Raw genomic sequence first — 20,499 nt, forward strand, 5'->3', positions numbered from 1 at the left:
GGGGCCGCTCTAGCACGGCGCCCCCGCCGGCGGGCTCACCGCCGCTCGTACAGGGGCACCAGCGTCCGGTAGGGGAAGAGGTACACGCTCTTGCCCGCGAGGTCCGGGTGGCTCGCGGCCAGCTCGCGGATCTCGTTCAGCACCGCATAACGCTCTTGCAAGGGGAGCGCCGAGATGTAGCTGATCGACGCGACCCGCTCGAGGAGCCCATCGAGGTCGAGCTCCTGCGTATGGGTGAACTCGTGCTCTCCGAGCGGCGCGAACAGGCGGGAGTCGGAGAACGTCCGGCGCCAGGCGCCGAACCTGTGTATCGGAGCATCCCGGCCGTGGCGGTCGAGGATGTGGGAGATGCGGGCGACCCAGTCGACGCGCTCGTCGCGCAGGTTGAAGAGCAGGGAGAGGCGCCCTCTCGGCCGGAGCACGCGGTGGATCTCGGCGAGCGCGAGATCACCGTGAAACCAGTGGAACGACTGCGCGGCGACCGCGGCGTCGATCGATGTCTCGGGCAAGGGGATGGCCTCGGCGACCCCATCGAGCGGGATGGCGGACGGGACCATCTGGCCCAGCTTGCGGCGCATCCCCTCGACCGGCTCGAGCGCGAGCAACCGCGCGCCCGTGGGCACCAGGAGGCGCGTGAGCTTGCCGGTGCCGGCGCCGAGATCGAGCACCGTGCTCGTCGCGTCGATGCGGAGCGTGTCGCGCAGGAGCTCGATCGCGCCGCGCGGGTAGTCCGGGCGCCCCTTCTCGTAAGCATCCGCTGCAGTCGCGTAGCCCTGTGCAGCGAGGCGATGGAGAGTCATGGTCTGCACCCGCTCCGCGTTAAGGAGGATCTCGCGCAGCGCCGGAGGGACCACCCACCCCGACGGCCCGTCGAGAGAGGCTACGCAACCGGGAGCCGCGTTGGAAGCGGGTTGTCGCTCAAAATGCGCATCACGTTCTCTCGAAGCACCTTGGCGATCACACGCTCGCTCAAGCCAGCTCGCAGCAGCGCATCCGTCAAGAGCGGAAGATGGGCCGCATCACGCAGCTCACGAGTGGGAATGATGAAACCGTCCCAATCGGATCCGAGCGCCGGCGTGTCCTCGCCGGCAACGTTGATGATGTGCACGAGGTGCTTGACGACGGGCGCGAGCCCGTTTCCTCCGAGATAGATCGGACAGAAGATGATCCCGGCGCACCCGCCGCGATCGGCGAGCGCGCGGAGCTGATCGTCATCGATGTTGCGCCAGTGATCGAACGCGCCGGCGATCCCCGTGTGGCTGACCATGGGTGGGCGGCGGGCGAGCGCGCATGCATCGAGGAAGCCTGCCCGGTTGATGTGCGCGAGATCGACGATGACGCCGAGATCCTCGGCGAGGCGCACGACGTCGCGGCCGAAGGCGGTGAGGCCTTCACCATCCCTGCGGCCGCTGCCGTAGGCGGGATAACACGCCTCGTTGGCGCTGAAATGACAGAGGCCGAGGTAGCGCACGCCGCGCCGCGCGAAGCGAGCGAGGGTGTCGAGATCGCCTTCGAGCGCGTGCGCCCCCTCGACGCCGAGCAGCGCCGCGACGGCGCCGCTGGCCCTCGCCGCCTCGATGTCCTCGGCCGTGAGCGCCTTCACGAGGCGGCCGGGCCGCGCGCGGACGGCCTGCTCCAGGAGATCGATCTGCTCCTCGACGACGGCGGCGAGCCCGCGCCGCTGTCCGATGGGCAGCGAGACCAGCCCGAAGAACTGCGCGCCGACGCCGCCCTCGCGGAGCCGCGGGACGTCGACGTGCCCGCCGAGGGCCGCGAGCGGCAGCGGCGGCTCGTGCCGCTCCTGCAGATCGTAACCGACCCAGCGCGCCCACATGAGGCTGTCGGCGTGGAGATCGATGGCGGGGTACTGCGCGTGCAGGGCGCGGGCTTCGGGTGTTCCGTGCATGGAGGGAAGGCTAGTCGACCCGAGGCGGCCGGTCGCGCGCCGGGCGACGAGGGCTCAGGGGCTCGCCAGCTTGAGGCCGAGGATGGACACAACGAGCAGCGCGAGGAAACCGAGCCTCGCGGCCGTGGCGGGCTCGCCGAACAGGAGGATGCCCGCGACCGCCGCCCCGAACGCGCCGATGCCGACCCAGACGGCGTACGCCGTGCCGATGGGCAAGGTCCGCGAGGCGCTCTCGAGGAGCGCGATGCTCGTGATGATCGCGCCGACCGTGAGCGCCGTTGGCAGCGGGCGCGTGAAGCCGTGTGTGTACTTGAGACCGATAGCCCAGCAGACCTCGAGCAGGCCTGCCAGGAGCAACGCCAGCCAGGACATGACGACTCTCCTCGTGATGCGGCTGCGTCGTCTTATCCTGACCGGGTACGGCGCGTCTCGTCCGGGACGCTCTGTCTGAAGGAGCGCCGCGGGGAACCTAGCAGCGGCGACGGCCTGCGCAACAGGCAGGCCAGCCGGCGCCGCGCCGCGCCTCGAGGCCGCACCGTCGCCGCCGCTCCCGCTCCGCTGGGCGGAGCGGCGCGGTGCGCTGGACCGCGCCGCGGCGCCTCGATCGCGCTCTCCTGGAGCTCGCTACTCGATCTACTCCTCGATTTGCTCCTCGATTCCCCCCTCGTCCGGGAGCATCGAGAAGCTGCCCCCCGCCTGGCGGATCAGCGCGGCGGCGAGCTCGTTGATGTACTCCTCGATCGCGGTGTATCCGGACGGCATCACCTTGGTGTGGTCGCTCGCGTTCGACGAGCTGAGGCCGCGCGCCTGCTCCCACGCGTCCGCCATGCCGTCGCGGTCGGCGTCCGCGGGGGCCGTCCCCGGGCTGAGCCCCTCCATCAGGTTGCTCACGTAGCGGGCGCCCCACGAGCCGTCGCGGCGCTCCATGTTCTTGAAGACGCCCTTCGTCACCACGTCGCGCGGCAGCGAGCCCGCCTGCGCGGCGACGAGCCGAGCCGCGTCCTGCGCGCGTTGCGTCGTCACCGGGATGTACCCCGGGACATCCCGCGTGAAATCGAACTGCGTCGCCGAGCGGTACGACTCGGGCTTGTTGAGCTTGCTGAAGCTCGGGTGGAGGTACGGCTGCTTCCAGGGGTTCTCGACGGTGCCCGTGAACTTCCCGGGATCGTCGATGTAGTTGTCGCCGAGGAAGTACTTGAGCCCCGCGCCGGCGCTGCCGTCGAAGTAGAACGGGATCAGCTGATCGCTCGGCCCCTTGATGTAGGTGTTGCCAACGATGTTGAACTGGCCGCTCGCCCGGTTGTGGTGCACGAACCCGTGCCTCACGTTGTAGGCCACGTTGTTGCGGATGTCGGCCGGGCCGTTCGCGACCGCGGGGCAACGCGCCTTGTGGTGGGCGAACAGGTTGTGGTGGAGCGTGATCCGGTGGCCATCAGGGCCGTTGATGAGACCGTAATTATGCATCCCCTCTGGATGCCCCGTGGTCGCCGACGACTCGATGGTGGACCACTGGACCGTGACGTCATCTGCCTCATAGAGGTCCACGGTCTCGTCGACGCCCCAGGCGATCGACATGTGATCGAGCATCACCTTCGAGTTCCGCGAGATCTGCGTCGCGTCGAACTGCTCTCCGGCCGAGCCGTCGTACACGGGCCGGACCCGCAAGAACCGTGCAATGATGTTGTTGACCGCGGTGGAGTACCTGGCGGTCAAGCGACCGCGGATGGTGATGCCCGCGCCGGGGGCCGTCTGGCCCGCGATCGTCACGTCGCCGTTCCGGATGACGACATCCCCTTCGATCACGCCGCTCACGTCGAAGACGATGATGCGCGGCCCGCTGGCGTCGAGGGCCGCCTGGAGGCTCCCCGACCCGCTCGTGCGCAGGTTGGTGACCTTGATGACGCGCCCGCCGCGCCCGCCGGTCGCGACGGCGCCAAAGCCCTCTGCCCCCGGAAACGACGGGAGCGCGCTGGCTGGAGCCGATATCGCCGTGAGCGCAGAGACCGCGGCGATCGCGCAGCCGAAGCGGCGGAGACCCTGTGCGCCGATGGAAGAGCAAGTAGGAAGGAATGCCATGTGTCTCGTTCCCCTTTCGTACGTATCAGGCGCCGAACAAGACCGGATCGAGCAAGGAAGCCCAGGGTGGGCGCGGCGCTGGGCGCGACGATGTGCCCTGATGAAGCAGGGCGACGCGGAGCAGCGACGCGATGGGCCCGCCCTCGGCTGCCTGGCGCAGGAGGTCTTGAGCGGCGCTCTTCACCGCAAGCCGTACTGTGATGACCCTACAGGAATCGATTCATCGATGGCAATCGACAATTGCCAATCTGTGCGACAGGGCACATCAAAATCGATCTGAGAATTCCATATCGCCAGATGAAGCGATGCTGGTTATCCTGCACGAGCAGCGCACGAGCGGGCTCATGACACCGCGAGTCCCCATCACGGCGTGCTGGCAGGATCCGCGGGATCGCTGCACGCGTCGCGCTCGTCGCCGTCGAGGGAGCCATCGGCGTCGCGGTCGAGCGCGACGCGCTCCCCGGAGCCCGGCGGCGCGCAGGTGAACGTCAGCCGGGCGCCGTCGCCCCGCGCGCCCACGAGGACAAGCGTGGTCACCAGGCAACCGGGGACGACCCCGGACGCCACACGTCGACGGAAGCAACGAATTCCCATGTTCCCCCCAATGCGTCAGACAGACCGGCTCCGTTCCGGCAGGACCGACTATCCCAGACGCAACTCACGGATCCTGCGCTGAAGCGCCCGCTTGGAGACCATGAGGCGCTCCACCATCGCGTCGATGTGTCCACCACACTCCGCGTAGCAGCGGGCGACCTCGTCCGGCGCGAGATGACTCGCCTGGCGGACCTGCGGGCAGCTCTCCACGAGCGCATAGAGCGACGTCCGCGAGACCCCGAGCTGCTCGGCGGCGGCCTTGAAATCCCACCGGCTCCGGCGGAGCGCGTCGATCAGCTCCTCTTCCCGCACGTCGGAGGGCTTGCGCCAGCCGGCGCCCTTCCCCGAGCCCGAGCTCGCCCGCGCCGCCGTGGCGCTCTCCGGCCGCGCCGCTCTCGCCGCAGCCGCGCGATCGCCGTCGGCGTGGCTCCGCTGCTCCGGGGCTGCCCGCTGGAGCAGGTGATCGAGCGCCGGCGCCCCCTCCAGACGCGCCGCGCCCTGGCTCCCCACGACCAGCTGCCGCGCCACGTTCCGGAGCTGACGGACGTTCCCCGGCCAGTCGTACCGCGCGAGCCGGGCCACCACGGACGCCGGCAACCACGGGGCGCCGTCGGGCCGCGGCGCGTCGAGCCGATGCGCATCGCCCGAGGCCGCCAGCTCCTCGCGCAGGAAGTGGAGGAGCAGGCGCCCGAGATCGTCCCGGCGATCGCGGAGCGGAGGGAGCGAGATCTCGTAACCGGCCAGGCGGTGGAGCAGCGGAGCGCGAAAAGCCCCCTCGGCCACCTTGGCCTCCAGATCGGCGTCCGTGGCGGTGATGAGTCGAATGCGCGTCTTCTTCGGCTGCTGGGCGCCCACCGCCTGGATCTCGCCCGTCTCGAGCGCCCTGAGGAGCATCGCCTGCACGTCGGGCGGCGCTTCGCCGATCTCGTCGAGGAAGAGCGTCCCTCCCTCGGCCGAGCCGAAGTAACCGGGACGGTCGCGCAGGGCGCCGGTATACGATCCGCGCTCGGCGCCGAAGAGCTCCGCCGCCGCCAGCAACGGAGGGATCGCCGCCATGTTGACGGCCACGAAGGGCTGATTGCGCCGGCTGCCGGCCTCGTGGATCGCCCTCGCGACGAGCTCCTTTCCCGTGCCCGTCTCGCCGCGGAGGAGCACCGCAGCTCCTAGGTCGGCGACGCGGCGGATATGCCACCGCGTCCGCTCCAGAAGGTCGCTATCACCAACCAGGCCAAGGCGCTCCCCCGGCTCGCGCGGGGACGGATCGACCATGTGGAGCAGCAGGACAACGCGACTGGCGAGCTCGATAACGACCCCCCGCGTCACCTCGCCGAGCGAGAAATCGCGGCTCCCCTCCAGCGGGGCGCCGTCCACCGCGACGTGGGAGCCGCGCTCCGCCGCGTCCAGCCGGATCCGGTCGTCGGGCAGCGCGATGATGCGCAGGGGTTTGCGGCTCAGGTGGGTATCCCCGAGCGGCGCATCGCCGATCGCACCCGGTGGACCGAAGTACGGCTCCATGCGCGACAGCGCGACCGCATCGCGAAGCGCGAGGTCGGCGAGGACGGCGCGCTCACCGATGCGCTCGAGACGAGGATGGTAGAGGACGGACAGGGACGGAGCGAGGCGTGTGCATGCCCGCCGCGAGGGGCTCGTGTCGGGGTGCAGCGTCGTCGCGTTCGCGATCGTGGTGAGCCCTGTTCGCTCGGTCACCATGGGGCGGGAGGATACGCGCCCACCGAAAAGACTTGCAAGCTCAGCGGAGCCGGCGTTCGGTTCCTCCACGCTCCTCCACGTCTTGCGCGACGCGCACATTCGAGCACACCGAGCCGCTTTGGCGCCGTCGTCGCCTGGGCGCGGATACCGTAACGCCAGTTGACACGATGTGCGCTCGAGCGTAGTAGTTTTCCTTTGTGAAGGGCCAAACGGTCGGCGGGAGATACGCGCTGCGGCGTGAGATCGGCCGCGGCGGCATGGGCATCGTCTGGGAGGCCTTCGATCAGATGCTCCGCCGGCCGGTGGCGCTGAAGCGGATGATGCCCGAGAACGTCGTCTCCTTCGACGCAAGGAGCAGCTTCGAGCAGGAGGCGACGACCGTCGCCCGTCTCCGTAACGAGCACATCGTCCAAGTCCACGACTACGGAATCGATGAGGGTTCTCCCTATATCGTCATGGAGCTGCTCGAGGGCGAAGACCTCGAGAGCCGGCTCCGCCGCACGCGCCAGCTCCCGCCGGCGGCTGTGCTGTCCTTGCTCCGGCAGCTCAGCTCGGGCCTCGAGGCAGCGAGCGCGGCAGGCATTGTCCACTGTGATCTCAAGCCCGCGAACATCTTCCTCGCCCGGGGTGCGTCCGGCGAGTCCGTGAAGATCCTCGATTTCGGCGTGGGGTGGCGGCTGTTCGATGCGCGTGACTGGAGCGGCACGCGCATTGGAACTCCCGCGTACATGAGCCCGGAGCAGGTCCGCGGCGCTGTTCCCCACCCCCTGACCGACCTCTGGTCGCTCGGCGTCATCGCCTACCGCGCGCTCACTGGCCACTTTCCGTTCTCAACAGAAAACCTGCCAGGGCTCATCGTCAGCATCTGCACCGATCCGTTCCCGCCGCCCTCGTCGCTCGACGCCGCCTTGCTCCCCGGGTTCGATCGATTCTTCGAGCGCGCCCTGGCAAAGGACCGGACCCGGAGATTCCAGTCGTCCCGCGAGCTCATCACGGCGTTCGCCGCGGTGTGCGACGCGGGGAGCAAGCCCGCCAAGATCCTCATCGTCGATGACGAGCCCGACATGCAGCTCCTGCTGAAGATGCATTTTCGGCACAACAAGAAGGGCTCCGCCTACGAGCTCATCTTCGCCGACAACGGCCAGCACGCCATCGAGGAGCTCCGGCGACACCCGGACATCGATGTCGTCGTCGCCGACATCAACATGCCCGTCATGGATGGGCTCACCCTGCTCGAGCACATCCCCGAGGTGAACCCGCTCGCGAGGACGGTGATCGTGTCCGCGTACGGCGACATGACCAACATCCGTCGCGCCATGAACCGGGGGGCGTTCGACTTCCTCTTCAAGCCGCTCGATTTCGCCGACCTCGAGACCACGCTGGAGAAGTCCCTCCGCTCCGCGGAGCAGCAGCGACAGAAAGCCCAGGCGAACGAGGAGAACGATATCCTGCGGAAGTTCACGAACTCGGCCCTGGTGGAGCGGCTCCGGGCGCTCGGGCCCGCGGGCGCAGCCGCGAGCGAGGCGCTGGAGGCGACCGTCGCGTTCGTCGATGTCTTCCGGTTCACCCGCGTGGCGCAGGAGAAGCCGCCCGCTGAGGCCACGCGGCTGCTCAACGCCAACTTCGAGGTGATCGTCCCGGAGCTCCTGGCGCAGGGAGGCATCGTGGACAAATTCGTGGGCGACGCCGTCATGGCGGTGTTCCACGGGCCGGAGCACCTCGACCGGGCGCTCTCGGCATGCGTCGCCGTACGCGAGCAGCTCGAGACGGTCGCCCGGCGTACGGGGAACGATTCACCGTACGCTCAGGGGGTATGCGCGGGCGTCTCGACCGGCAGCGTCCTGGCGGCGGAGGTCGGCTCGCACGCGTGCGCCCGGCTCGGCTACACGGTGCTCGGGCAGGCCGTGAACGCCGCCTCCCACCTCGCGCGCGCAGCGCTGTCCGGGGAGATCCTCGTCGACGAGTCGGTCTGCCGGGCCGCCCGGCAGGAGTTCAAGTTCGAGAGCGCCGGCGCGCGGAGCATCTGGCCCAGGGGTGAATCGACGACCGTCTACAGGGTGGCGGGGCGCGACGTGGCGCGGCCGCTGCTCGAGGGGGAGCAGACGGTCCAGATCTCCCTGGAGCCCAGGCCGGCGTAGGCGCCGCGCCGACATCATGTCGGCCGGCAGGGCGCCGCACGGCGCCGACATGTCCGCCCGCACGGCACCGGCACGGCGCCGAGACCTCGGCCGGCACGCCCGCCGACACGTCGGCCGACACGTCGGCCGACAGGTTGCCGCGCGCGCTCGACGGAACGCCCGCGGCCGCCGTCACATCCCGGTCTGGAAACGCCCGCATCCCCGCATGTCGGCCGGGCAGCGGACATGCACGCACGGCTGGTACGCGCCGTGCAGTTCCTATTCGCAGACGGTTCGGTTCGATCCCGGATCATTCTTGACCGGATCGAGCGGCTCGGAGCAGGCGGCTCTCTCCAGCGAGCGACGGCCCCGGAGAGCTCGCAGAGCACGCGATTCACCGGACCGCGCGCGCCTGCTGCGACGCGCGAAGTGCCCTTCAAGACCAGCACGTGAGGGAATAATGACGATGACCATAGAGAGAACGACAACTCCGCCCGGCGTCCTGTCATTGCTCTATCACCTGAGGTACACGGGCCTCAGCGTGAACGCGGACAAGAACAAGGTGCTGAAAGACTTTCGCCTGAGCGCTACCGAGAAGAAGGTGTTCAGCAAGTGCGGCGACATGGGGCACCCCGACGACGGCTGCGTCGCGAACGTCCTCTACCTCACGAAGGATGAGGTCAACGGGAGACTCTTCAAGATCACGAGCAACGAGGCGCCCGCCCCGTCGGCGGGCGGCGTGGTACGCAAGCCGGGTCTCCTGTCCTTTCTTTATCATCTTGTGCACACCGCGGAGGTCTACAATCGCTTCCACCCCGACGATGAAGCGCACAAGAACGAATCCAGGAGCTCGCTGATGAGCGAGTTCGAGCTGAGCGAGCGGCAGAAGAAGAAGCTCGACAACCACATCGCAAGGGGCCCGACCGACGACGGTTCGCTCGAGGCCCTGCTGGATCTCGCCGTTCCCGAGCTCAACGGCGACGCCTGGTACAAGGCCTGGTGAGCGGGTAGCCTCGAGCGCTGCTCGAAGGCCGACCGCGGCAGTCGGTGGTCATCACGCGGGCACGGCCCGGCAGGACGAGAGGTCGCTGCATGATCGTTCGGTCGATGGAGAAGACGCTGGAGCTCGTCGAGCCTCATGTCCCGCCGACGCTCGTATCACCGCGAGATTGGCGCGCCTTCGCCCGCTGCGCCCCGGCCCTGCTGGACGCCGCCTCGGTCCTGACCCTCGAATGTCATCTGGGGGCGACCGCTTCGCGGATCGACTTTCTTGCCTGTGTCCTGGCGGAAGGGAGAGAGCTCCTCGCGTCTCGGCTCCCGCGCTCGCGCCGCGAAGGTCCGGTCGCCCCCGGCGGCCTTCCGCCGGCGGAAGACGCCGATCTGCTCCGGGGCCCTCCAGGGCGTCTCCTCGCCGCGTGGACCACGCCCGGCACCCTCCTGTTCGAGCAGGTTCCCCTGCTCTGGTTCGAGTTCGATCAGCCGGCCGCTCGCCGTGGTCCGATCGAGCCGTCCGTGCTCCTCTGCCTGGATCCGAGGCCCCTCACGAACCTGGAGGCCCCGGAGGCAGAGCGCGATTTCAGCCCGAGCGGCAGGCTCCGGCTCGTCGAGGCGGCCCTCTCCGTGCTCCTCGATGGGCCAGTCCCGGCGGCGACCCAGGCCGCGCTGCTTCGCTGCTTCACCCTGTTGCCGGACGGCGGCCACGTCGTTCATCTGTCCGTCATGAGCGCCAGGCAGCCTGCGACACTCAAGCTCAACGTCTCGCTACCGCGCGACCGGCTCACCGGCTACCTGCTCGGGGTGGGCTGGCCGGGCAACCCCGGTGAGGTCGAGGAGCTGCTGGAAACGCTGCGCGTCGAGGACGAGCGCGTCACGATCGACGTCACCCTCGGAGACAGCGTCGCTCCTCGGCTCGGGATCGAGCTCTTCGATCTCGCGACCCGGAAGCTGGACCCGGGCCGGAGCGCGACGCTCGAGCGGCTCTCGTCGCTCGACCTCTGCACGCCCTCGCAGCGCGACGCGCTCACCGCATGGCCCGGCTCCTCGCGCGAGCGCTGCCGGGAGGACGAATGGCCGTCCCGCGTGCGCCGCTGGATCGACCTGAAGATCGTCCTCGGCCCAGATCGAGCACTGTCGGCCAAAGCCTACCTTGGTGTCTTACGCTGCTTCTCCCTCGCCTGAGAACCGACATACACGCTGTATTCTGGAGCGTCGCACCATGAAACGCCCTTCGTCCTCCATCTACAGATCGGCTTTGATGATCCTGGCGGGCGCGGCACACCTGTCGTGCACCGCGGCGGACCACCAGCAGAGGCCCTCTCCCCCGCCCTCCCCTCTCAAGAACACGAGCGCGTCCTCGCCGGTTGACGACGAGACATGCCGAACGGAGCTGTGGAGCAAGTTCCCGGGCTTCACCGACAAGCTGTGCTCGGCCCTCCCCCGAGACATCGATCCCGAGCTGCAAAAAAAAACCATAGAGAGGGGGAAATTCGCGGAAGGCAACCGTCTATACGACATCCTGGCATGGCAGTCCTTCATCGCGATGGCATGGCCGGTGACCGAGGACGGCCGCGCGCGGCCTCGCCTCGCGGATGATGGCGCCCATGGGTGGGACACCTGGAAGAGCAGTTACGACATCTTCAAGCCGGACGGCAGCCCACCCGATGCATGGAACCCTGCCGAGCAGCAGGCCAAGCGGAGCGCTCCGGACGCGAGCTTCCCGATCAATGCCTCCCGCACGCTACAGGACGACAGACAGGCCGATTCGCGCATCCTCTGGGACCAGAACGGCAACAAGGTGTATTACGAGGTGCTGTACAGCGAGCGTCTGTTCAAATACCTCAACGACAACGCGCTGTACAGCATCGACGGACAGATCGCCTACAGCGCGGAATACTGCGCCATCCCCGAGGAGGACTGCGCCAACCCCGACGCGCCCTGGGGCAACACGCAGCACGAGGATCAGACGCCAGCGATCGCGCTCAAGCTCGCGTGGAAGCTGCTGGACGAGAGCGAGAGTCACCTCGAGGGGCGCTTCATCCTCCGGAAGGCGTACGTCCGCACGGGCGCACGCCCGTCGCTGCAGACGTTCGGTCTCGTGGGCGCGAACGTCATGATCAAGACGCTCTCGGCCAAGAAGCAATGGATCTGGGCTGCGTTCGAGCACATCGACAACGTCGATGTCAACCGGCTCGAGACGCACAATGGCAAGCCGCTCAAGCCCTCGTTCAACAATCCGGATTGCCCGCTGTGCCCGATCAATGAGCCGCCGGAGAAGGGCGTCTGGCCGCCCTCGGAGGGTCCGTGGATCGGCCGCACGCAGGTGCACCGGCAGCAGCCGATCCCGGAGGACACAGCCGCCCTGAACAGCCAGGTCCAGGCGCAGCTCAAGAAGAACCGCTCTGCCCTGCAGTTCTACGAGCTCGTCGGCACGCAGTGGCCGACGGACGGCGGGGGCGAGCCGTCGCCGTCGGACAAGCTCCCCGATGCCATCGCGAACGAGTCCGGCGGCCGGCCGTACCGATCTTACCTCGTGAACACTGTCCTGGAGACCTACATGCAGAAAGGCAACGCGGTCGCTGCCGAGGTGAACGGCGCGCTACGCCCCGAGACGACCCGGATATTCCACACGTCGAGCTGCATGGGCTGCCACTCCGGCGCGAGGATCGCCAGGGGAAGGTCGCAGGATAAAATCACGTGGGGAGAGCGCGGCAGCGGTGATTTCTTGTGGAGCTATGCGACGAAGGCCAGCCCGAAGGCCGCCCCGGCGGGCGACAGGCAGGCCTATGGAATGACGAGCGCGGCCGCGGCCGACGCTCAGCCGAAGCAGCGGAAGTAGCTGCACGCGAAGGGCGAGCTCATGCAGATCCTCCCGGGCTACGATGTGACCGCGACCGTCGTCGAAGAGGCGCGGACTGCCACCTATCGGGCCATCCGATCCGCCGACGGGCAGCCAGCGCTGCTCAAGGCGCTCCACGTCGCTTACCCGACCCTGCTCGACGTCACGCGCATCAAGCACGAGCACCAGCTCGCCCAGATGCTCGACAGCCCGTACATCCTGAAGGTACAGCGGCTGGAGAAGCACCAGGGCGTGCCGGTGCTCGTCCTCGAGGATTTCGCGGGTGAGCCGCTGCACTCCGCCATCCCTGCCGAAGGGCTGGACATCGAGCTGCTCCTCCGCGTCGCGATCCAGCTCTGCCGAGCGCTCGAAGCGTTGAATGAACGGGAGATCACGCACAAGAACATCCATCCGGGAAGCATCCTGTTCGAGCGGGAGACCGGCCGCGCCAAGCTCACGGATTTCAGCATCGCTTCCCGGCTGCCTCGCGAGAGCCAGACGATCGAGAGCGTCGCCCGGATCGAGGGGCCCCTGGCCTACATGTCCCCCGAGCAGACCGGCCGGATGAACCGGGCCCTGGACCACCGCACGGATTTCTACTCGCTCGGGGCGACGCTGTACCAGATGCTCACCGGCCGGCCGCCGTTCCTGGCCACCGATCTGCTCGAGCTCGTGCACTGTCACATCGCCCGGCGGCCCACGCCGCCGGAGGAGCTGCGGCCGGGAGTGCCTGCCCCGCTGTCGAGCGTCGTCATGCGCCTCTTGGCCAAGGCGGCCGAGGACCGTTACCAGAGCGCGCGCGGGCTGCGCATCGACCTCGAGACCTGCCTCGCCGGGTGGAGCGCCGCCGGCGAGATAGCGCCGTTTCCGACAGGCAGGCAGGATCGCTCGGAGAGGCTGCAGTTCCCGCAGAAGCTCTACGGGCGCGACGCGGAGGTCGCCGCCCTCACGGGCGCCTTCGAGCGCGTCGCCCGAGGCGCCACCGAGATCGTGCTCGTCCATGGCTATTCCGGCGTCGGTAAATCGACGCTGGTCAACGAGCTCCACAGGCTCGTCGTCGGCCAGACCGGCAGCTTCCTCTCCGGCAAGTTCGATCAGTTCAATCGGGGTCTACCTTACAGCTCCCTCATCGAGGCGTTCCGGCAGAGCATCCGCCAGCTGCTCACCGAGGACGAGGCGCGGCTCTCTGTCTGGAGGACGCGGCTCGGACGCGCGCTGGGCCCCAACGGCCAGATCATCGTCGATGTGATCCCGGAGCTCGAGCTGGTCCTCGGCCAGCAGCCGGCCGTGCCCCAGCTCGGTCCAGCGGAGTCTCAGAACCGGTTTCGTCAGGTCTTCCAGAGCTTCATTCAGGCCTTCGCCCAGAGGGAGCACCTCCTCGTGCTCTTCCTCGACGACCTGCAGTGGGCGGACGCCGCGTCCCTGGATCTGCTCCGGTACCTGAGCGACAACCCCGCCGGCGGCTACCTGCTGCTGATCGGCGCGTACCGAGACAACGAGGTCACGGACGGCCACCCGCTGGGCCGCGCGTTCGAGCGCCTCCAGGTGGAGGCGACGAGGGTCACCCACCTCGCGCTGGCGCCGCTCTCCCAGGACGATCTCACGGGGTGGCTCGTCGACGTCCTCTCGTGCACGAAAGAGCGCGCGGGGCCGCTCGCGTCGCTCCTGGCCAGCAAGACGCACGGCAATCCGTTCTTCGTCATGGAGTTCTTGAAGACGCTCCATCAAGAGCGGCTGCTCGTGTTCGACCCGGCGCTCTCGGACGAGCGCGGCGTGGGCGCGTGGCGCTGGGACATGGATCAGCTCAGGTCCGTCGGGGTCACGGACAACGTGGTCGACCTCCTGGTCGGCAAGCTGCAGAGGCTCCCGCTCGCGGCGCAGAGCGCGGTGAAGCTGGCGGCCTGCATCGGGAGCCGCTTCGACTCGAACATCCTGTCCATCGTGTTCGAGCGCTCGCCGCGGGAGACGGCCGACGCCCTGTGGGAGGCCGTGCAAGCGGGCCTCATCCTGCCCACGGATCAGTCGTACAAGCTGCTCCTCGGCGCCGAGCCGGGAGATCCCTTCGATGAGTCGCTGGAGGAGCTCGCCGTCCCGTACGAGTTCCTGCACGACCGCGTGCAGCAGGCGGCCTATTCGCTCATCCCCGACCAGGACCGGAAGAAGACCCACCTCGACATCGGCCGCCTCCTCCGGCGGCGCCTCCCGGCCGAGCGCGTCGCGGAGCGGCTCTTCGAGGTGGTCAATCACCTGAACGCCGGCGCCGAGGTGGTGCGCGACACGACGGAGCGCCAAGAGATCGCGCAGCTCGATCTCACCGCCGGTCGCAGGGCAAAGGCGTCCGCCGCCTACGAACCGGCGCTGCGCTACCTCGCCGCCGGCACCGAGCTCGTCGGGGCGGAGGGGTGGAGCCGCTGTCATGAGCTGACGTTCGCGCTGCACCTCGAGCGGGCCGAGTGCGACTATCTCATGACCCGCTTCGCGGACGCCGATGAGAGGTTCGCGCTCCTGCTCCGCAACGCCCGCGCCGACGACGAGCGGGTCGCCGTGCATACCGCCCGTGTGACCCAGCTCCTGCACCTGCGCCAGTACGAGCAGGCCGTGGAGACCGGCTTGCTCGCGCTGCAGCTGCTCGGCATACGGCTGTCGTCCAAGCCGCACATCGGTGAGGTGCTGCTCGAGCTCGCCCAGGTTCGATGGAAGCTGCGGGGCAGGCAGATCAGCGAGCTCAGCGAGCTGCCGGACCGCATGACGCCGGAGATCCGGGCGGCGATGGGTCTGCTCATCACCCTCTGGTTCCCTGCCTACCTGCTGCAGCGCGAGCAGTTCATCGGGCTCATCATCCTCAAGCTCGTGCAGCTGTCGCTCACCTACGGCAACACCGAGGCCTCCTCGTTCGCGTTCGCCTGCTTCGGCATGTTCAACAGCTCGGTGCTCCGCGATCCCGAGACGGGCGCGGCGTACGGCAAGCTCGCCCTGGTCCTGGCGCGCAAATTCAATGATCCATCGGTGACGTGCAGGACGCTGTTCGTCATCGCGAGCTTCCTGGAGGTGTTCTCATCGCACCTGCGCGAGGCGCTCGATCTGCTCGTGGAGGCGATCCAGTGCGCCGTCGACTCCGGCAACCTGGTGCAGGCATCGTACTGCATGTGCCTGAACATCTACTGGACCTCTCTGGTCGACACCCCGATCGCCGAGGTCGCCGCGCAGGCTCGCCGGTATCTCGAGTTCGGACGACGGACGGACGCCCAGAAGGTCGTCCAGTGCATGCAAATCACCCTGCGCTGGACGCGAGAGCTACAGGACGCCGACCCCTCCGCGCTGCGCTCGAACGAGCACTCGCTCGAGCCGGACGCGTACGTCACCGACGACATGGAGCGCGCGCAGCACCTGCTGCTGGCGCTCCAGATCGGCTACCTGTTCGAGCGTTATGACGAGGTGGTGGAGATCGCGTCGCGGCTCGAGGCCTACAAGGACATGCTGGACCCGAGCTCGGCGTTCGTTCCGCACCACGCGTTTTACCGGGCGCTCGCGGCGCTCTCGCTGCTTCCGGACGCGGACGGCGCGGACAGGAGCCGCCTGCGCGGCGCGATCGACAAGGCAAAGCGGATCTTGCACAAGTGGGCCGAGCACAGCACGGTGAACGCCCGCCACAAAATTGCGCTTGTGCTGGCCGAGGAGGCGCGCGTGGAGGGCCGATCCAGGCAGGCGGCGAGGCTCTACGACGACGCGATCTCCGCCGCGCGGAAGAGCGAGTACCTCCACGAGGTGGCTTTGGCGTGCGAGCGCGCGGCGCTGTTCCATCTGAACAGGGGCAAACCGCAGCTGGCCGGCTCGTACCTCCAGGAGGCGCGCGGCTGCTATCTCACCTGGGGCGCGCACACCAAGGTCCGCGCGCTCGACGAGCAGTATCCGGTGCTCCTCATGCGGTCGTCTCCGGCGCAGGTCAAGCATCAGAGCGGCACCGCCGTGACGGCGTCGCCGACGCCCCAGGATCTCGACTTGACCACGGTCGTCAAGGCGTCCCAGGTGCTCTCCAGCGAGATCATGCTCGGCCGGCTCCTGGACAGGATCATGCAGATCATGCTCGAGAACGCAGGCGCAGAGAAGGGAGTCCTCCTCATCAAGGAAGACGGCCACCTGGTGATCGAGGCCAAGGGGACGATCGCGTCCGGCGAGGTCACCGTGCTGCAGTCGATCCCGATGGATCAGAGCCCGGATCTCCCGCACGCGCTGGTGAACTACGTCGCCAGGACGCGGGAGAGCGTCGTGCTGCGCGACGCGGCCCGGGATGAGCGGCTGGTCAGCGACCCCTACGTCGTGCGTTGCCAGCCGAGGTCGGTGCTCTGTGCCCCGCTCGTTCATCAGGGGCAGCTCGTCGGTGTGCTGTATCTCGAGAACAACCTCATCACCGACACCTTCACCTCGGATCGGCTGAAGGTGCTCCGACTGCTCTCGTCGCAGGTCGCGATCTCGATCGAGAACGCGCGGCTCTACAACGATCTCGAGCGGAAGGTCGACGAGCGGACCGAGGAGCTCAAGCGCAAGAACGTCGCGCTGGCGTCGACGCTCGAGCACCTCCAGCAGACCCAGCAGCAGCTGATCCAGGCGGAGAAGATGGCGTCGCTCGGCAACCTCACCGCGGGAGTCGCTCACGAGCTCAAGAACCCGCTGAATTTCGTCAACAACTTCGCCGAGCTGTCCGTTCGATTCGCGGATGAGCTCATCGGTCTCTCGACCGAGATCCATCTCGACGACCCGCACACCGGCGAGGTCATGGCGAAGATCAGGGAGGTGCTCCCGATGCTGAGGATCAACGCGAACAAGATCGCGGAGCACGGCAAGCGCGCGAACGCCATCGTGAACAACATGCTGCTGCACTCCCGTGTCCTGTCGGGCGTCCGAGAGCCGGTGAATTTGAACGCGCTTGTCGAGAAGTCGGTCGAGCTCGCGATGGTCGGCAAGCTCGCCGCGGCGCCCGCCCTGGACGTGGTGGTCGAGAAGGAGTTCGACGCTTCGCTCCCGCCGATCGAGGTGATGGATCAGGAGCTCGCTCGCGTGATCATCAACCTGGTCAACAACGCGCTCTACTCCGTGGGTGAGCGGGCGCGGGCGGAGAGGGGCGCCGCGGCGGAGCCACCTCGCATCCGGGTGTCGACGCGCCGGGTCGGGTCGATCGCCGAGATCCGGGTCTGGGACAACGGCACCGGGATACCGGAGCCCATCCGTGAGAGGATCTTCGACCCGTTCTTCACGACCAAGCCCAACGGGCAGGGCACAGGGCTAGGGCTCTCCATCTGCTATGAGATCGTGCGTCACGGCCATGGAGGCGTGATCCGCCTCGGGAACACCGAGAAGGGGCGCCACGCGGAGTTCATCGTGGAGCTGCCGGTGCGTGGCCCCGCGTCCCGCCCGTCCGCGGCCGCGCCGGTGGCTGACGTCGCGGTCAATCCGCTGAGCAAACACCGGAGCTGACCAGGGCCGGCGCCGCCGGCGGGGCGAGCGCGGCGCTGGCCGGCGCGGCCGGCCGGGCCCCCGCTACGGAGCCGGCGCGGGGCGCCCCTCGACCGCCGCGAGGTAGTCGCGCACGGACTGCTTCATCCCGACCTCGAGCGCGTGCGCCACGAGGTGGTGACCGATCGACACCTCTTGAATCTGCGGCGCCTCGCGGACGAGCGGCGCGAGGTTCTCCACGGTGAGGTCGTGCCCCGCGTTGATCCCGACCCCGGCCGCCACGGCGGCCCTCACGGTCGCGACGATCTTGTCGAGCTCCGCGCGGTGTTCGCCGCGATCGAACGCCTGCGCGTAAGGACCCGTGTAGATCTCGATGCGATCGGCCCCGATCTCCGCGACCACGGGCACCACCGCCGGGTCGGCCTCGACGAAGAGGCTTGTCCGGATCCCCTCCTCCTTGAGCCGCTTCACCACGGGCTGGAGGACGAAGCGCCATTTCGCGACGTCCCAGCCGCGATGCGAGGTGAGCTCGCCCGGAGTGACCGGGACCAGCGTGCACTGGGTCGGCCTGAGCTCGAGCGTGAGATCCAGGAACTCCTCGCGGAGATCACCCTCGAAGTTCGTCTCCACCGTGGTGATGTGGCGAGTCACCGCCCGCGCGTCGTCGGGCGTGATGTGCCGCCGGTCCGCCCTCGGATGGATGGTGATGCCGTGGGCTCCGTAGTCCACGATCTTCCGGGCGAAGGAGAGGACATTCGGGGCGTCGTGTCCCCGCGAGTTCCGCAGGAGCGCGATCTTGTTCACGTTGACGCTGAGCTTCATGGGACATCCTCTCGCCGGCTCGTGCGCGGCGCTCGCGACGCCGCTATACACGATCGACGCCGCGAGGCGAACACGCGGCGCGCCGCCAGCGCAGCCGGGAGCGCGCCGCCAGCGCGCAGCTGGGGAGCGCCGTCGGCGCGCAACTGGGGGAGCGCCGTTGCGCTCCCGGGCCGGCCCTCCGGCCGCGGCGGCGCTCCCCGCGCGGCGCGGCCGTTCGGCGCCTACACGCGCCGCGCGGCCCGCGAGCCCCGCACCGCGACGTCGGTCGCGAGGAGCGACACGACGAGGATGCCGACGGCGACGAGCGCGTTGTTCCACACCGTCGCCATCAGCAGCGCCGGTATCGTCCAGGCGCTGACGAAGAGCCACACCGCCAGGATCGCGGTGGCGTAACGCGCCCTGGGCGCCCAGAGCGCGATCAGGGCGAAGACGACGCACAGCGCGCCCACCACCCAGGTGTTGGTGAACTCCTCCCGGCCGTGGCGCCAGAGGAACGCGGAGATCAAGAGCCAGATCCCGAGCGCGATGTTGATGCCACGCAAAGCCGCCATCCGATGCTCCATTGGCCTCCCTCCCTCGCGGATCGCCGTGCCGGCGCCTCCGCCGCGCGACGCCCTGGCTCCCTCGCTCTGCCCGCTCGCCGCAGGCGTCCTGCCCCGAGCGGCCTCGGCCCGCCGATCGCGGAGCCCGCTCACCCCACCCGCCGAGCGCCGGCGTCCCTGCGCCCGGTCCACACACCCGAGAGCCCAGCGAACGCCGTGCGAATCCAGTGCCATGCGCCTCGCCCCGGGAGCGGCCGCGCGGCCAGAGGCCGCGTTCATGAGGGCCGCCGCGCGGCGGTTCGGCTAGAAGCCCCGTCGCCATGGACTTCTTCGCGACCGCCGCCAAAGGAACCGAGCCCGCCCTCCGCGACGAGCTCCGCGAGCACCGGTTCCGCGGCGTCCGCGCGGATCGCGGCGGCGTCCACTTCTCCGGCCCGCCGGACGAGGGCTTCCGCGCGTGCATCGAGCTCCGCACCGCCGTGCGCGTGCTCGTCGAGCTCGCCTCGTTCGACGCGCCCAGCGGGGACGCGCTCTACGAGGGCGTCTCGCGCGTCGACTGGGCCCCTTACCTGAGCCCGGTCCACACGCTCGCCGTCCGCGCCTCCTGCCGCTCGAGCGCGCTGACCCACACCCAGTTCATCGCGCAGCGGACCAAGGACGCCATCGTCGACCAGATCCGGCGCCGCGTCGGCGCCCGCCCGTCGGTCGACCTCGACGACCCGGATCTCGCCCTCTTCCTCCACCTCGTCCGCGACCGCGCGACGCTCTACGCCGACCTCGGCGGCGCCGCGCTCCACCGCCGCGGCTACCGCACGCACATCGGCGGCGCGCCGCTCAAGGAGACGCTCGCCGCCGCGCTGCTCCGCCTCTCCGGCTGGGACCGCGCCCGCCCGTTCGTCGACCCGATGTGCGGCGCCGGCACCATCGCCCTCGAGGCCGCGCTCTGGGCGCGGGACATCGCCCCCGGCCTGCGCGCGCAGCGCTTCGGCTTCGAGCGGTGGGCGTGCCACGATCAGGCCGCCGCGCGGCGCACGACCGAGCTCCGCGACGCCGCCCGCGCGCGGATCCGGCCGGATGGCCCCGCGATCGTCGCCGCCGACATCGACCCCCGCGCCGCCGAGATCACCCGCGGCAACGCCCGGATGGCCGGCGTGCAGATCGAGGTCCGCTGTCAGTCCATCACCGCGCTCGCCCCGACCGCGCCGCCGGGCCACGTCCTGACCAACCCGCCGTACGGCGAGCGCCTGCCGGGGACGCTGGCCCTCTACCGCGACATGGCGGCGGCGCTGTCGCGGCTCGCGGGCCACCGCGTCGCCATCCTCGCCGGCACCGAGGACATCGAGCACGCCATGCGCCGGAGGCCGGAGCGGTCGCTCGTCGTGTTCAACGGCCCGATCGAGTGCCGGCTGCTGACGTACGACATCCCCTGAAGCGGCGCGCGGCGTC

General features: G+C 69.1%; 14 protein-coding genes and 1 riboswitch. Of the genes, 6 read left to right on the plus strand and 8 right to left on the minus strand.

Translation table 11 applies throughout. From position 1 onward, the window contains the following. Nucleotides 1–35: 35 nt before the first annotated feature. The 6 genes from WMF45_RS32600 to WMF45_RS32625 form a co-directional block, all read right to left on the minus strand. Nucleotides 36–800: a class I SAM-dependent methyltransferase gene (locus tag WMF45_RS32600; protein ID WP_437708952.1), complete on the minus strand. Its 765-nt coding sequence runs from the start codon at nt 798–800 to the stop codon at nt 36–38. Between the two features lie 80 nt (nt 801–880). Next, on the minus strand, nt 881–1,906 hold the full coding sequence (locus WMF45_RS32605; RefSeq protein ID WP_437708954.1) for a dipeptidase: 1,026 nt from the start codon (nt 1,904–1,906) through the stop codon (nt 881–883). A gap of 54 nt (nt 1,907–1,960) precedes the next feature. Then, a complete protein-coding gene (gene sugE / locus WMF45_RS32610; protein ID WP_437708956.1) occupies nt 1,961–2,278 on the minus strand; it encodes a quaternary ammonium compound efflux SMR transporter SugE in 318 nt (105 codons plus the stop codon). Nucleotides 2,279–2,299: 21 nt separating this feature from the next. Beyond that, nucleotides 2,300–2,368: riboswitch (guanidine-III (ykkC-III) riboswitch) on the minus strand. 171 nt (nt 2,369–2,539) lie between these two features. Further along, nucleotides 2,540–3,982, minus strand: coding sequence for a pectate lyase family protein (locus WMF45_RS32615; RefSeq protein ID WP_437708958.1), 1,443 nt, complete (start codon nt 3,980–3,982; stop codon nt 2,540–2,542). A gap of 363 nt (nt 3,983–4,345) precedes the next feature. Beyond that, entirely contained in the window at nt 4,346–4,519 is a 174-nt protein-coding gene (locus WMF45_RS32620; protein ID WP_437719685.1) for a hypothetical protein, read from the minus strand. Nucleotides 4,520–4,624: 105 nt separating this feature from the next. Beyond that, entirely contained in the window at nt 4,625–6,286 is a 1,662-nt protein-coding gene (locus WMF45_RS32625; protein ID WP_437708960.1) for a sigma 54-interacting transcriptional regulator, read from the minus strand. Nucleotides 6,287–6,483: 197 nt separating this feature from the next. Here WMF45_RS32625 and WMF45_RS32630 point away from each other — a divergent pair, with 197 nt between their 5' ends. The 5 genes from WMF45_RS32630 to WMF45_RS32650 all read left to right on the plus strand — a co-directional run bounded on the left by WMF45_RS32630 (nt 6,484) and on the right by WMF45_RS32650 (nt 17,710). Beyond that, nucleotides 6,484–8,424 (plus strand): protein kinase domain-containing protein, encoded by a 1,941-nt coding sequence (locus WMF45_RS32630; RefSeq protein WP_437708962.1) that lies wholly within the window; start codon nt 6,484–6,486, stop codon nt 8,422–8,424. Between the two features lie 445 nt (nt 8,425–8,869). Continuing rightward, the gene (locus WMF45_RS32635) at nt 8,870–9,406 is read left to right on the plus strand and encodes a hypothetical protein (RefSeq protein WP_437708964.1); all 537 of its coding nucleotides are present in this window, start codon (nt 8,870–8,872) and stop codon (nt 9,404–9,406) included. An 89-nt stretch (nt 9,407–9,495) separates the two neighbouring features. After that, on the plus strand, nt 9,496–10,581 hold the full coding sequence (locus WMF45_RS32640; protein WP_437708966.1) for a hypothetical protein: 1,086 nt from the start codon (nt 9,496–9,498) through the stop codon (nt 10,579–10,581). A gap of 37 nt (nt 10,582–10,618) precedes the next feature. Continuing rightward, entirely contained in the window at nt 10,619–12,238 is a 1,620-nt protein-coding gene (locus tag WMF45_RS32645) for a hypothetical protein (protein WP_437708968.1), read from the plus strand. Nucleotides 12,239–12,259: 21 nt separating this feature from the next. After that, on the plus strand, nt 12,260–17,710 hold the full coding sequence (locus tag WMF45_RS32650) for an AAA family ATPase (RefSeq protein ID WP_437708970.1): 5,451 nt from the start codon (nt 12,260–12,262) through the stop codon (nt 17,708–17,710). Nucleotides 17,711–17,773: 63 nt separating this feature from the next. Here WMF45_RS32650 and WMF45_RS32655 read toward each other — a convergent pair whose 3' ends face one another. Together WMF45_RS32655 and WMF45_RS32660 are read right to left on the minus strand one after the other, a co-directional pair. Next, nucleotides 17,774–18,511, minus strand: coding sequence for a pyridoxine 5'-phosphate synthase (locus WMF45_RS32655; RefSeq protein WP_437708971.1), 738 nt, complete (start codon nt 18,509–18,511; stop codon nt 17,774–17,776). Nucleotides 18,512–18,732: 221 nt separating this feature from the next. Further along, entirely contained in the window at nt 18,733–19,062 is a 330-nt protein-coding gene (locus tag WMF45_RS32660; protein WP_437708973.1) for an SPW repeat domain-containing protein, read from the minus strand. A 311-nt stretch (nt 19,063–19,373) separates the two neighbouring features. Between WMF45_RS32660 and WMF45_RS32665 the strand changes: the two genes are divergently transcribed. Beyond that, nucleotides 19,374–20,483 (plus strand): THUMP domain-containing class I SAM-dependent RNA methyltransferase, encoded by a 1,110-nt coding sequence (locus WMF45_RS32665; RefSeq protein ID WP_437708975.1) that lies wholly within the window; start codon nt 19,374–19,376, stop codon nt 20,481–20,483. The last annotated feature ends 16 nt before the right edge of the window (nt 20,484–20,499 follow it).

The sequence above is a fragment of the Sorangium sp. So ce448 genome (assembly GCF_051520915.1).
In the GTDB taxonomy this organism is placed as follows: domain Bacteria; phylum Myxococcota_A; class Polyangia; order Polyangiales; family Polyangiaceae; genus Sorangium; species Sorangium cellulosum_B.

Coding starts and splice junctions, on each gene's coding strand:
- WMF45_RS32635 (WP_437708964.1), top strand. CDS start 8,870: ATGACCATAGAGAGAACGACAACTCCGCCCGGCGTCCTGTCATTGCTC.
- WMF45_RS32600 (WP_437708952.1), bottom strand. CDS start 800: ATGACTCTCCATCGCCTCGCTGCACAGGGCTACGCGACTGCAGCGGAT.
- sugE (WP_437708956.1), bottom strand. CDS start 2,278: ATGTCCTGGCTGGCGTTGCTCCTGGCAGGCCTGCTCGAGGTCTGCTGG.
- WMF45_RS32625 (WP_437708960.1), bottom strand. CDS start 6,286: ATGGTGACCGAGCGAACAGGGCTCACCACGATCGCGAACGCGACGACG.
- WMF45_RS32655 (WP_437708971.1), bottom strand. CDS start 18,511: ATGAAGCTCAGCGTCAACGTGAACAAGATCGCGCTCCTGCGGAACTCG.
- WMF45_RS32665 (WP_437708975.1), top strand. CDS start 19,374: ATGGACTTCTTCGCGACCGCCGCCAAAGGAACCGAGCCCGCCCTCCGC.
- WMF45_RS32640 (WP_437708966.1), top strand. CDS start 9,496: ATGATCGTTCGGTCGATGGAGAAGACGCTGGAGCTCGTCGAGCCTCAT.
- WMF45_RS32615 (WP_437708958.1), bottom strand. CDS start 3,982: ATGGCATTCCTTCCTACTTGCTCTTCCATCGGCGCACAGGGTCTCCGC.
- WMF45_RS32660 (WP_437708973.1), bottom strand. CDS start 19,062: ATGGCGGCTTTGCGTGGCATCAACATCGCGCTCGGGATCTGGCTCTTG.
- WMF45_RS32645 (WP_437708968.1), top strand. CDS start 10,619: ATGAAACGCCCTTCGTCCTCCATCTACAGATCGGCTTTGATGATCCTG.
- WMF45_RS32605 (WP_437708954.1), bottom strand. CDS start 1,906: ATGCACGGAACACCCGAAGCCCGCGCCCTGCACGCGCAGTACCCCGCC.
- WMF45_RS32650 (WP_437708970.1), top strand. CDS start 12,260: ATGCAGATCCTCCCGGGCTACGATGTGACCGCGACCGTCGTCGAAGAG.